At 69.8% G+C, this 11,887-nt stretch carries 13 protein-coding genes; 4 read left to right on the top strand and 9 right to left on the bottom strand.

The genetic code is table 11. The features are described 5' to 3' along the window. Positions 1-20: 20 nt before the first annotated feature. From V8201_RS08960 to V8201_RS08940, 5 genes are all read right to left on the bottom strand, one after another. Entirely contained in the window at positions 21-167 is a 147-nt protein-coding gene (locus tag V8201_RS08960) for a lmo0937 family membrane protein (RefSeq protein ID WP_017978775.1), read from the bottom strand. Positions 168-291: 124 nt separating this feature from the next. Continuing rightward, on the bottom strand, positions 292-438 hold the full coding sequence (locus tag V8201_RS08955; protein WP_152542416.1) for a lmo0937 family membrane protein: 147 nt from the start codon (positions 436-438) through the stop codon (positions 292-294). Between the two features lie 74 nt (positions 439-512). Next, positions 513-1,301 (bottom strand): 3'(2'),5'-bisphosphate nucleotidase CysQ, encoded by a 789-nt coding sequence (locus V8201_RS08950; RefSeq protein ID WP_336545068.1) that lies wholly within the window; start codon positions 1,299-1,301, stop codon positions 513-515. Beyond that, positions 1,294-2,643: a TldD/PmbA family protein gene (locus V8201_RS08945; RefSeq protein ID WP_336545067.1), complete on the bottom strand. Its 1,350-nt coding sequence runs from the start codon at positions 2,641-2,643 to the stop codon at positions 1,294-1,296. Before V8201_RS08945 ends, V8201_RS08950 begins: the two co-directional genes overlap by 8 nt. 217 nt (positions 2,644-2,860) lie before the next feature. After that, positions 2,861-3,568: an FMN-dependent NADH-azoreductase gene (locus tag V8201_RS08940; protein ID WP_271298760.1), complete on the bottom strand. Its 708-nt coding sequence runs from the start codon at positions 3,566-3,568 to the stop codon at positions 2,861-2,863. Between the two features lie 98 nt (positions 3,569-3,666). Here V8201_RS08940 and V8201_RS08935 point away from each other — a divergent pair, with 98 nt between their 5' ends. After that, a complete protein-coding gene (locus tag V8201_RS08935; RefSeq protein WP_271298759.1) occupies positions 3,667-4,566 on the top strand; it encodes a LysR substrate-binding domain-containing protein in 900 nt (299 codons plus the stop codon). Between the two features lie 46 nt (positions 4,567-4,612). Here V8201_RS08935 and ubiA read toward each other — a convergent pair whose 3' ends face one another. Then, positions 4,613-5,524: a 4-hydroxybenzoate octaprenyltransferase gene (gene ubiA, locus V8201_RS08930; protein WP_336545066.1), complete on the bottom strand. Its 912-nt coding sequence runs from the start codon at positions 5,522-5,524 to the stop codon at positions 4,613-4,615. 93 nt (positions 5,525-5,617) lie between these two features. Here ubiA and V8201_RS08925 point away from each other — a divergent pair, with 93 nt between their 5' ends. Genes V8201_RS08925 through V8201_RS08915 form a run of 3 tightly spaced genes read left to right on the top strand, consistent with a single transcriptional unit; the run spans position 5,618 to position 7,947 of the window. Beyond that, on the top strand, positions 5,618-5,791 hold the full coding sequence (locus tag V8201_RS08925; protein ID WP_037536571.1) for a hypothetical protein: 174 nt from the start codon (positions 5,618-5,620) through the stop codon (positions 5,789-5,791). After that, positions 5,788-6,537 (top strand): 16S rRNA (uracil(1498)-N(3))-methyltransferase, encoded by a 750-nt coding sequence (locus V8201_RS08920; protein WP_336545065.1) that lies wholly within the window; start codon positions 5,788-5,790, stop codon positions 6,535-6,537. Before V8201_RS08925 ends, V8201_RS08920 begins: the two co-directional genes overlap by 4 nt. A gap of 36 nt (positions 6,538-6,573) precedes the next feature. Further along, positions 6,574-7,947, top strand: coding sequence for a glutamate--cysteine ligase (locus V8201_RS08915; RefSeq protein ID WP_336545064.1), 1,374 nt, complete (start codon positions 6,574-6,576; stop codon positions 7,945-7,947). A 6-nt stretch (positions 7,948-7,953) separates the two neighbouring features. On the opposite strand, the gene V8201_RS08910 is transcribed toward V8201_RS08915, so the two are convergent. The 3 genes from V8201_RS08910 to V8201_RS08900 are packed head-to-tail and all read right to left on the bottom strand — an operon-like array spanning position 7,954 to position 11,684. Next, the gene (locus V8201_RS08910; protein ID WP_336545063.1) at positions 7,954-8,727 is read right to left on the bottom strand and encodes a polyphosphate kinase 2 family protein; all 774 of its coding nucleotides are present in this window, start codon (positions 8,725-8,727) and stop codon (positions 7,954-7,956) included. A 57-nt stretch (positions 8,728-8,784) separates the two neighbouring features. Then, on the bottom strand, positions 8,785-9,816 hold the full coding sequence (locus V8201_RS08905) for a DUF2332 domain-containing protein (RefSeq protein ID WP_336545062.1): 1,032 nt from the start codon (positions 9,814-9,816) through the stop codon (positions 8,785-8,787). A 38-nt stretch (positions 9,817-9,854) separates the two neighbouring features. Beyond that, on the bottom strand, positions 9,855-11,684 hold the full coding sequence (locus tag V8201_RS08900) for a methyl-accepting chemotaxis protein (RefSeq protein WP_336545061.1): 1,830 nt from the start codon (positions 11,682-11,684) through the stop codon (positions 9,855-9,857). Positions 11,685-11,887 lie beyond the last annotated feature (203 nt).

Here is an 11,887-nt window from a genome sequence, read left to right as displayed (position 1 = left end):
CCGGGGGCCGTCGCAAGGGGTCACAAGGCGCGGCGACCGGTGAACAGCTGGATCAGGCCGACGATGATCGCGATGACCAGCAGGATGTGGATCAGACCACCGGCGATATGGAGCGAGAAGCCCAGCAGCCAGAGGATGAGCAGGATGACGGCGATCGTCCACAACATTGGTTTGTCCCTTCGCGGCTGACGGCCGGATGGCCGCCTTGCGGGACACAAAATGTTACGGACGCGGTTCGAGTTCCAGAAGAACCGAAACGGTATCAGATGGATAGCGGATAGACGCGGTCGCTCACAGCATCCGGCGGCCGGTGAACAGCTGGATCAGCCCGAGGATCAGCGCGATCACCAGCACCGCATGGATCAGACCGCCGGCGATATGGAAGGAAAAGCCGAGCAGCCAGAGGATCAACAGAATGGCGGCGATCGTCCCCAACATGGCCGTGTCCTCCTATGCCTCGGTCTCTCTCTTATAGACGCAAAGCCGAGGGGACGGGGCGATCCCGCACGGCTTTAGCCGAGCAGCGCCGCCCGCGCCCGGTCCTCGATCCAGGCGATCGCTTCGGCGTGGATGCCGGGAGCGGTGACCATCACGCCGAACGCCTTGGGATCGGGCTTGTTGTAGCGCAGCCGTGCGCCGAGCGCGTCGCTCACCCCTGCCCCCGCCTCCGCCGCGATCAGCGTCGCGGCGGCGATGTCCCATTCATTGCCCCAGCGCAGTGTCGCGAGCAGATCGGCCTCATCGGCGGCGACCATCGCCATGCGCAACGCGATCGAATTGGGCTTGGCGACCGCGACAAGGTGGCGATCGACCTTGGGCAGAGCATCGGTCGGCACGCGCGCACCGGCCAGCACCTGGCGATCGCCCGCGTGGAGCGCCACCCCGTTGCGCGTCGCCCCCGCGCCGAGTGCCGCCTGCCAGCGTTCGCCCCGCGCCGGCGCGTCGAGCACGCCGATGACGACACGGCCGTCCTCGACCAAGGCGACCGACACCGCCCAGCCCTCGCGCCCGCGGATATAGTCGCGGGTGCCGTCGATCGGATCGACCACCCAGACGCGTGCGTGGCGCAGCCGGTCGGGATTGTCGACCGTCTCCTCCGACAGCCAGCCGGCATCCGGGAGCAAGGACGACAGCCGCGCGCGCAGCATCCGGTCGACGTCGAGATCGACCTCGCACACCGGGCTGCCCGGCGTCTTTTCCCACCGGTCGAAGTCGGTACGCCAGCGCGCGAAGGCGAGCGCCCCCGCCTCCTGCGCGACCGCGGCGACCGCAGCGGCGAGCTCGCCGCGCGGATCAGCCACTCGCGACCGTCATGCCGTCGATCCGCACCGTCGGCACATTATAGCCGTGGCGGAAGACGAGATCGTTGGCCGGGGTCAGCGCGCGGAACATGTCCTTGAGATTGCCAGCGACAGTAAACTCCGCCACCGGTCCGGCGATCTGGCCGCCGACGATGCGGAAGCCCGCCGCGCCGCGGCTATAGTCGCCGGTGACGCCATTGACCCCCTGCCCGATCAGCTCGGTGACATAGACGCCGTCCGCGATGTCGACGATCAGCGTCTCGACCGGCACGTGCCCCGCCGCCATATAGAGGTTGCTCGGCGAAACGCCCGGACCGCCACCGACGCCGCGTGCGGCATGGCCGGTCGGTTCGAGTCCGAGCTGCCGCGCCGAACCGCTGTCGAGCAGCCAGGTTTCGAGCATCCCCTCGGCGATCAGCGCGACCGGAGAGACCGGCAGCCCCTCGCCGTCGAACGGGCGCGAGCGCAACCCGTGCGGGCGATGCGGATCGTCGTGGATCGACACGCCGCTGTCGAACACCTGCGTGCCGAGCGCGTCGAGCAGAAAGCTGGTCTTGCGCGCGATCGACTGGCCCGAGATTGCCGCGGTGAGATGGCCGAGCAGCGACGAGCCGACGCGCGGGTCGAACACCACCGTCATCGCGCCGCTCGCGACACGGCCGGGATTGCGGCGCGCGACCGCTCGCTCACCGGCGCGGCGGCCGATCTCCTCGGGCGAATCGAGGTGGGCGTGGCGGCGGGCGCTGTGATGCGCATAGTCGCGCTCCATCCCGCTCGCCGCATCGCCGGCGAGGACGCTGGCCGACAGGCTGTAGCCGGTCGCGGCATAGGCGCCGGCGAAGCCGTGGCTGGTGGCGAGCGCCCAGACCGATCGCGAGCTGCTCGCGCCGCCGCCTTCGCTGTTGGTGACGCCGGGCACCGCGCGCGCCGCGTCTTCCGCGGCGAGCGCCGCCTCGCGCAGGTCGGCCGGACTGAGCGTGCCGCCGTCGTCGAGGTCGAGCAGCGGCGGCGCGCCGTGCATCAGCCGCTCCTGCGGCGCGAGCCCCGCCCAGCGATCCTCGGGCGCCTCGCGCGCCATCGCCACCGCGCGCTCGACCAGCGCGGCGACCGCATCGGCGGACAGATCGGAGGTCGACACGCTCGCCGAACGCTGGCCGACGAACACCCGCAGACCCAGCTCCTCGCTCTCCGAGCGGCCAACATCCTCAAGCGTGCCCAGTCGGACGGACAGTTCGAGCGCGGCATCGGCGGCGAAGACGGCGTCGGCGGCATCGGCCCCGGCGGTGACGGCACGGGCGACGATATCGGCGGCGCGGTCCCGCGCCTGATCAGGGGTCAGCATCGCCACGACTTAGGGGCGGCGGCGGCGCGATGCTAGGCCCCGCGATTGTGGCGAATTGTGGCAACATGGACAAGATGGACACCTTGATCGAAACGATCCGCTGCCATCGTTTCGATTCTGGCGATGATCGTGGCGGAGGACAGGTGTCATGCGCGCGGACATAGCGCGTCGGCGGCGTGTAGGACATAGGGGGAACGTCGGGGCGATGTCTGGTGGTTCAGGCGGGATGGTCGGGCGCTGCGCCCGTCAACCGATCGACCAGAGCGTCGATCGCGCGCTCGGCCGAGTCGATTGACGCGGCAAGGCGCTCGTCGCCAAATTCGTCATATTCGACAGCGATCGTATGACTGTGCGACAACCCGATATAATTGAGGGGTATCGTCACGCCAGCTTCGACGACGTTGCGATGCGCCAGACGGCCGCCCGGATCGTACCCATAATCGCCGCGTGCGGTCAAAATCACAACACTCCTGCCGGCGGGAAGCATCGGCCAATAGGGTTCGGGCCGGCGGCGGCGATCGAAACCGAACGTCAGCCCCACCCGTACCACGTTGTCGATCCACGCTTTCAACTGCGACGGGATGCCGAAATTGTACATCGGCACACCGATCACAAGCAGATCGGCAGCGAGCAGCTCGGCTGTCAGCGCGTCACTTTCGACGAGGCGGGCCGACTGGATAGAGGTACGTCGGTCCGGCGGCGTGAAGCTGGCATCGATCCAGGCCTGATCGATCATCGCCGGCGGGCATGCCGAAACGTCGCGCCGGATCACGCCGTCGTCCGGTCGCAGGGTCTGCCAGCGTGTCACGAACCGGTGCGAGAGGCGTCGGCTGTGCGACCCGTGCGCCACCTCGTCGGAACGGCCGAGACGGGCACTTGCGTCGATGTGCAGCAGGCGGCGAACGGCGGTGCGATCGGTCAGCATGACAATGGATCCCTCATCTGTCTCCCGACCGTTTTGGCGTGATGCTATGGCTCTGACGAACGCGAATTGCTCAGGAGATAGCTGACGTGAGTTCATCCGTGACGGCACGACGCCAGCTGCCGCCCCTGGCGACTCTACGCGCGTTCGAGGCAGCGGCACGGCACCTCAGCTTTCGTCAGGCCGCGAGCGAGCTTGGCGTGACGCCGACGGCGATCAGTCACCAGATACGCTTGCTGGAAGCCATGCTCGGCCAACCGATGTTCGTCCGTCACGTCCGGCGCGTGTCACTGACTCCGGCGGCGGCGACGCTCTACCCCGTGTTGCGGACGGGCTTCGACGCTTTCGCCGATACGTTGGCGCAATTGCGCAAGCCCGCCGCGCGGGCGACCGTCGTGCTGACGGCGACGCGGCTGTTCACCGCCCGCCTGCTGGTGCCGGCGCTCGGCGGCTTTACCCGGGCCCATCCCGACATCGACCTTCATCTCCACGCGAGCGACACCCCGGTCGATCTTGCCGCCGGAGCAGCGGATATCGCCGTCCGTTACGGCACGGGGCCGTTCGACCCGCTCATCGCCACCCCGCTGGCGGCGGAGCGGGTCGGCGTCCTGTGCAGCCCGAGCCTCATGATCGCGACCCCGGCGGACCTGCGTCGCACGTCGTTGCTCCACTCCGAATGGATCCACCCGGTGGCCGGACCGGACTGGGCGACCTGGGCACGCCTCGCCGGGATGGACGACCTTGCGGTGGAGAGCGGACCACGATTCACCGACGACGGCCATGCGTTGCAGGCCGCGATCGCCGGCCACGGAGCGGTCCTCAGCAGTCTGATCCTCGCAGCACCGGACATCGAGACCGGTCTGCTGGTCCATCCGTTCGGGCCGGTCATCACGAAAGGCGGCTATGTCATCGTCACGACGGCGACCGCGGCAGACCGGCCCGACGTCGCGGCCGTGCGCGACTGGCTCGTATCCCTGGTCGACGCACCGTCAGGACCGTAGTCGAGGCGCCGACCTTCGGTTCGCCGATCGCGGGCGAGGCCCGCCCCTACCCCGCGGACGACCCCACAACCGCGCAGGCGAGGAACATCAGCAGGCCGGCGAAGCGGTTGCTGCGGAAGCGGGCGAGCGCGTTGGTGCCGTCGTCGGGGCGGAGCGTCGCGATCTGCCAGCAGAAATGCAGCGCCACCGGCAGCAGCGACAGCAGCGCGAGCGGATCGGGACGGACGCACCAGATCGCCGCGCCCCATCCGGCCAGCGCCGCGACATAGAAGAGCGCGGTGCCGCTGCGCACCCGCCTGCCCATCCGCAGCGCCGACGAGCGCACACCGATCAGCGCGTCATCCTCACGGTCCTGCAAGGCGTAGATCGTGTCGTAGCCGATCGTCCAGGCGATGCAGCCGGCGTAGAGCAGCACCATCGGCAGCGACAGCGCGCCCGCCACCTCGGCCCAGCCGACCAGCGCCGCCCAGGAGAAGACGAGGCCGAGCCACGCCTGCGGCCACCAGGTGATCCGCTTCATGAAGGGATAGGCGGCGACCGGCGCGAGGCTGGCGAGCGCGACGCCGGCGGCGAGCGGGCGCAGTTGCAGCAGCACGATGAGGCCGACGAGGCAGAGCGCGAGCAGCCACAGCCAGGCGAGCTTGAGCGACACCAGTCCGCTCGGGATCGGCCGCGCGCGGGTGCGCGCGACCTGCGCGTCGAGATCGCGGTCGACGATGTCGTTATAGACGCAGCCGGCGCCGCGCATCGCGATACTGCCGGCGAGGATCCACAGGATCAGCGGCCAGCGAGTCGCCGCGCCGCCGGCGAGCGCGACCGCCCAGGCCCCCGGCCAGAACAGCAGCCACCAGCCGATCGGCCGGTCGAGCCGGGCGAGCAGGGCAAGGCCGCGCAGCGTCGGCGGCAGCCGCCCGACGAGGCCGCGGTGTTCGCTGTCGGGGACGATCTCGGCTGACATGGCGCCGCTCTTGCCGTGCAATCGCCGCCGGCGGCAAGGCCCAGCGCCGCTTTTGCCTCGCTCCGGCCACGAAAGTGCGGCAGGCGCGTCAGGATGATCGGTTTGTCGGTAGCGGTGGGACGGTTCGTCGAGGCGCTGTTCTGGGCGATCCTCCGCGTCGCGGGCGTCGTCGCCTTCGCGGTGGCCGGGCTCGCGGTGGCGCTGCTGCTCGGCTGGATCGTCGCGCGCAAATTATGGGCGCGGCAGCGCCGCAAGGGACAATCATGACCGCCACCCCCGCCTGGCCGCCGCAATCGACGCCGCGGCTGTTCGTCGACAGCGAGCTGGTGCCGGGGCCGCGCCGGATCGACGGCCCGGCCGCGCATTATCTGATCGCGGTGATGCGCATCGCCCCCGGCGATCCGGTGAAGCTGTGCGACGACGTCACCGGCGAATGGCTCGCCACCGCGACGCAGGTCGGCAAGCGCGACCTCACTGTCGACGTGTCGACACGGCTGCGACCGCGCGAGCCGGTGCCCGACCTGTGGCTGTGCGCCGCGCCGCTCAAGAAGGGGCGGATCGACTGGCTGGTGGAGAAAGCCTGCGAGCTCGGCGTCGACCGGCTGGTGCCGGTGGTGACGCAGCGGACGATCGTCGACCGCCCCAAGCTCGACCGGCTGCGCAGCCATATCGTCGAGGCGGCGGAGCAATGCGCGCGCACCGCGCTGCCGGTGCTCGCCGAGTCGACCAAATTGACGGCGCTGCTGCGCGACTGGCCGGCGGAGCGCGCCCTGTTCTTCGCCGACGAATCGGGTGGTGCGCCGGCCTTGGCGGCGATGCGCGAACGGCCCGGGCCGGCGGCGATCCTGATCGGCCCGGAAGGCGGCTTCACCGACGAGGAACGCAGCGCGATCCGCGCCGTGCCGCAGGCGGTGGCGGTCAGCCTCGGCCCCCGCATCCTGCGCGCCGATACCGCCGCGACGGCGGCGGTTTCGCTCTGGATGGCGGCATGCGGAGACTGGCAGGAAAGCTGACTGGCGCGTACGTTCATCCCCGCGTAAGGCCGCGGCATGACGACCAAGACCGAGAGCGCCGCGGGCGCACCGATCATCGAATCGCGCGACCAGCTGATCGCCCATTTCGCGCGTGGCGAGAAGCCGCGCGACCGGTGGCGGATCGGCACCGAGCATGAGAAATTCGTCTATCGGCTGGACGATCACCGCGCCCCCGCCTGGGACGAGCCGGGCGGCATCCGCGACCTGCTCCACGCGCTGCAACCGCACGGCTGGCAGCCGGTCGAGGAGGGCGGCAAGATTATTGCGCTGACCGGCGCCGACGGCAGCGTCAGCCTCGAACCCGCCGGGCAGTTCGAGCTGTCCGGCGCGCCGCTCGAATCGCTGCACCAGACCTGCGCGGAGACAGGCCGGCACCTCGAACAGGTCAAGGCGGCGGGCGATGCGCTGGGGATCGGTTTCCTCGGGCTCGGCATGTGGCCCGACAAACGGCGCGACGAGCTGCCGATCATGCCCAAGGGCCGCTATGCTATCATGCTGCGCCATATGCCGCGCGTCGGCAGCATGGGGCTCGACATGATGCTGCGGACCTGCACGATCCAGGTCAATCTCGATTACGCCAGCGAAGCCGATATGGTGAAGAAGTTCCGCGTCGGGCTGGCGTTGCAGCCGCTCGCCACCGGCTTGTTCGCCAATTCGCCGTTCACCGAGGGCAAGCCCAACGGCTTCCTCTCCTATCGCAGCCACATCTGGTCGGATACCGATCCGGCGCGCACCGGCATGCTGCCGTTCGTGTTCGAGGACGGTTTCGGCTACGAACGCTATGCCGACTATATGCTCGATGTGCCGATGTACTTCGTCTATCGCGACGGCCGCTACATCGATGCCGCGGGCCTGTCGTTCCGCGACTTCCTGCGCGGCGAGCTGAGCGTGCTGCCCGGCGAGAAGCCGACGATCGACGACTGGAACGACCATCTCTCCACCGCCTTCCCCGAGGTGCGGCTCAAGACCTTCCTCGAGATGCGCGGCGCCGACGGCGGGCCGTGGAACCGGATCTGCGCGCTGCCCGCCTTCTGGGTCGGGCTGCTCTACGACGATGCGGCGCTCGACGCGGCGTGGGACCTCGTCAAGGACTGGTCGATGGAGGATCGCGAGGCGTTGCGCAGCGCGGTGCCGCGGCTCGCGCTCGACGCGCCGCTGCCCGGCGGCGGGCGGCTGGGGGACATTGCCGGGCCGGTGCTCGACATCGCCCATGCCGGCCTCGCCGCGCGTGCCCGCACCAATGCGATGGGCGACAATGAGACCGGCTTCCTCGATCCGCTGCGCGAGGTGGTGCGATCGGGCAAGGTGCCGGCGCAGGTGCTGCTCGACCGCTATCACGGCGACTGGGCGGGCGACCTGTCGCGCATCTATGCCGAGGCGAGCTTCTAGCCGCGGCTAATCGAGGCCGAGGGCGGCGCGGGCGACGCGCTTCACCTCCGGGTCAAGCGGCGGCGGGGTCATGTCGACGCCCGCCGCGAGCCGGTCGGCGATGAGGCGCAGCGCTGCGATCCGCGCCGCCTTCTTGTCGTCGCCGGCGATCACCGTCCAGGGCGCGCCGCCGGTATCGGTGCGCGCGAACATATCGTGCATCGCCAGCAGATAGTCGCCGCGGCGGCCGCGGTTGCGATAATCGTCGAGGCCGGTCTTCCACCGCTTCCACGGATCGTCGAGCCGTCGTTCGAGCCGATGGTCCTGCTCGGCCTGGCTGATGTGGACGAACAGCTTGATGAGGGTGATGCCGTCCGCCATCATCTCCGCCTCGAAGGCGTTGATCTCCTCATAGCCGCGCTGCCATTCCGCTTCGCTCGCATAGCCTTCGACCCGCTCGACGAGGACGCGCCCGTACCAGCTGCGGTCGAACACCGCGATATCGCCCGGCGCGGGCAAGGCGCGGCGGAAGCGCCAGAGGAAGTCGTGCGCCTTCTCCTCCTCGGTCGGCGCGGCGATCGGGTGGACGTCGAAATGGCGCGGGTCCCAGCTGGTGGTCAGCCGCTGGATGATGCCGCCCTTGCCCGCCGCGTCCCAGCCTTCGAACATGATCACCGCGCGCCCGCCACGGACGATATAGGCGACGAGGATCTGTTCGAGCCGGTCCTGCAAGGCGGCGAGATCGCGCTTGTAATGGCCCTTGTACGGCTTGTCGGTTTCGTAATCGGCGAGAGCGATCATCCGCGGCGTCCTCCTGTGCTGGGGAGGCGAGAACGCATCAGCCGCGTCCGCGTCGCATCAGTCGCTCGGTCCGTGCCATTCGACCCAGGCGCCATAAGCATGGCAGGTGGCGAGATGCTGCGTCGTGCCGTCGGGCCAGAGCGTCAGGCTGAGGTGCACCGCCTCGCGCGCCGCGGTCCATTCGAAGGCGATCCGCGCCAGCGGCCGGTCCGCATCGGCGCGGGCGCCCGCGTCGCGGAACGCCGCCTCGACCGCACGCCGACCCGCCGGATCGAGATATTGCAGCGCCATCGAATGGACGACGACGCGGCAGCATCGCTCCGCCTGCGGCAGGGCGAGGCGCGCGGGCAGCCAGGTCGTGATGTCGCCCTGGTCGACCTGCGGCGGTCGCGCCAGCGCGATGGCGATCGCGGCGGAGAGGCGTTGCAGCCGCTCCTGCTGGTCCGCCCAGATGAACGCCATCAGCCGCGCCCGCGCCGCCGGATCGGCGATGTCGACCGGCCGCAGATCGACGCCCCGCGCCGACCGGATCGCGATCGGCCGCACCGGCGGCGGCGGGCCATGCCAGTCCGGGGCCACCCGCACCGGCGATCCCGAACAGCCGATTTCGCGCCCGCCGAGCGTATAGGCATACCGATCGAGGTTGAGCGCGAGCCCGGCGCTCGCGCCGAGTTCGAGCAGCTCGCACGGCATGTCGAAGCGCCGGCGGGCGACCATCAGCGCCGCGACGATCGAGGCGGTGCGGCCGACTTCGTTGGTCTGCGGCGGATCGCGCAGCCAGTCGACGATCATCGCATCGCCCTGCGCCAGCGCCTCGCCGATCGCCGCGTCGAAATCGCCGCGCTGCGTCCGGTAGAGCGCGGTGAGCGCCGGGATCGCCTCGCTGCGGGCGAGCGCGTGCAGCGCCGCATTGACGCGCATCGCCAGCGCATCGGCGGCGACGTCGCGCGGCCATGCCGCGATCAGCGCGGCGGTGCGCGGCGCATGGTGCAATTGCCGCTCCGTGGCTTCGAGCACCGCCGGGACGAAGCTCGAGCCGAGGGCGCGCACGACCTCGGCATGGGTGGCGAGCGGACCCGGCTGGGGCAACGATCGATCAGCCGTGATCCGCGCCGACGCTGACAGGGTCAAAACGTATCCCAATCCCCATTGGCGACGAGCCGCGGCCGTCCCGGCTCCTTCGGCGTGTCCGCCTCCGTCTTGGTCGGGGTGAGCACGCGCACCGGGCGCGACGGCGGTGCCGGCGGCGGTGGCGGTACCGCGGCCGCGGCATCGATCCTGAACGAATCGACGGATCGATCGAGCGCCTCCGCCTTGTCGGCAAGCTGACGCGCCGCCGCCGAGGTCTGTTCGACCATCGCGGCATTTTCCTGCGTCATCGTATCCATCTCGCCGATCGCGGTGTTGACCTGCGCGAGGCTGCGCGCCTGCTGGTCGGAGGATTGAGCGATCGCCTCGATCGCGACGCTGACCGCGGCGACGCGATCGATGATCCGTGCGAGCGCCTGCCCCGTCTCGTCGACGCGGGTGACCCCGGTGCGGATATGCGCCGCGGCGGAATTGACCATCTGCTTGACCTCGGTGGCGGCATTGGCGGAGCGTTGCGCGAGCGCGCGCACCTCCTGCGCCACGACCGCGAAGCCGCGCCCGGCCTCCCCCGCCCGCGCCGCCTCGACACCGGCGTTGAGCGCGAGCAGGTTGGTCTGGAAGGCGATGCCGTCGATCAGCGCGATGATCTCGGCGATCTCCTTGCTCGCCTTGTCGATCCCCTGCATCGCGGCGATCGCCTCGCGCACCACCGTACCGCCCTGCTCCGCCTCGTCCTTCGCCTCGCTCATCGAGCGGCTCGCGCCGATCGCGGCACCGGCACCGTCATGGATCGAGCGGGTGACCTCGTCGAGCGCTGCGGCGGATTGCTCGATCGCCGCCGCCTGCTGCTCGGTGCGTTGCGAGAGATGCTGGGTGGCGCGGCTGATCTCGTCCGTATTGTGCAGGATCGCGGTGGCGCCGGCGCGCACCTCGGCGACGGTGCGCGACAGGCTTTCGGCGGCGTGGTTGAGATCGTCCGCGAAGCTCAGATAGCTGTCGGGCATGCCCTCGATGCGGACGGTGAGATCCGCCGCGGCGAGCCGCCGCAGACCGTCACCGATCTTCGCCGCCGCCGCGTCGCGCTCGATCGTCGCCGCGACCTTGGCCTTGGCGGTATCGCGGAACACGGTGACCGCCTGCGCCATGGCGCCGAGCTCGTCGTAGCGATCGGTCGCGGGTACATCGACATCGTTGCGGCCGGCGACGAGGTCGGTCATCACGCCGGTCAGCGCGGTGATCGGCCGGGCGATCTGGCGGCCGAGCACGTTGGCGAGGGTGAACGCCAGTCCCATCAGCGCGATCGAACCGATGACGAGCACCACCACGGCATGATGGATCGCGCGGTCCTGCTGCGCGGCATTGGCCTCCATCTCCTTGGTCTCGACGTTGCGCAGGTCGCGCAGCGGCAGCGCGACCTTGCTGACCAGCACCTTCTCGCCCGCGGCGCGCACCGCCGCCTCGGCAGCCTCGCGTCGGCCGTCCCTGACCCATTGGATCAGCCGGTCGCCCCAGTTGCGGCGCCATGCCAGCGCCTCGCGGTTGGCGATATGCAGCCGGTCCAGCTTATCGGCGTCACCGCGCAGCAGGTCCTCGAGCTCGGCCGCGGTATCGTCATAGGCCTTGGCGCCCTCGTTGTAGGATTTGAGATAGGACGGGTCGCCGGTCACAAGAAAGCCGCGGAACTGGCTGTTCTGCCGCAGCATCGAGGTTTCGAGCGTCAGCGCCTTGGCATAGATCGTCTGGCTGATGTTGTTGCGCGCGGTGGACCGCTCGATCGACTGGATGTTCAGGAAGAACACCAGCATGACGATCGCCGCGGTGGCGTTGATGGCGAGGAACGACAAGCCGAGCTTGCGCGGGATCTTCATGGTCGTCGGACCTCCAGAAGCGGTAAACAGGGGTGGCGTCGCGACCGGGCGGTGCTGGAACGCTCCACGCACGGCTCGGCGTACCGATATGCCGGGTGGATCGCCGACCGCTCGGTCGGATCGGCCAGTAATGCGTTCATCTTACCCCCGGCATACGCTGCAGTGACGGCGTCGCCCCACTCGTCGGGGCGCCGGCCGCCCCC

Source organism: Sphingomonas kyungheensis (assembly GCF_037120395.1).
In the GTDB taxonomy this organism is placed as follows: Bacteria; Pseudomonadota; Alphaproteobacteria; order Sphingomonadales; family Sphingomonadaceae; genus Sphingomonas; species Sphingomonas kyungheensis.
The sequence above is the reverse complement of the archived record's forward strand: the minus strand, read 5'-3'. Positions and strand labels throughout refer to the sequence as shown.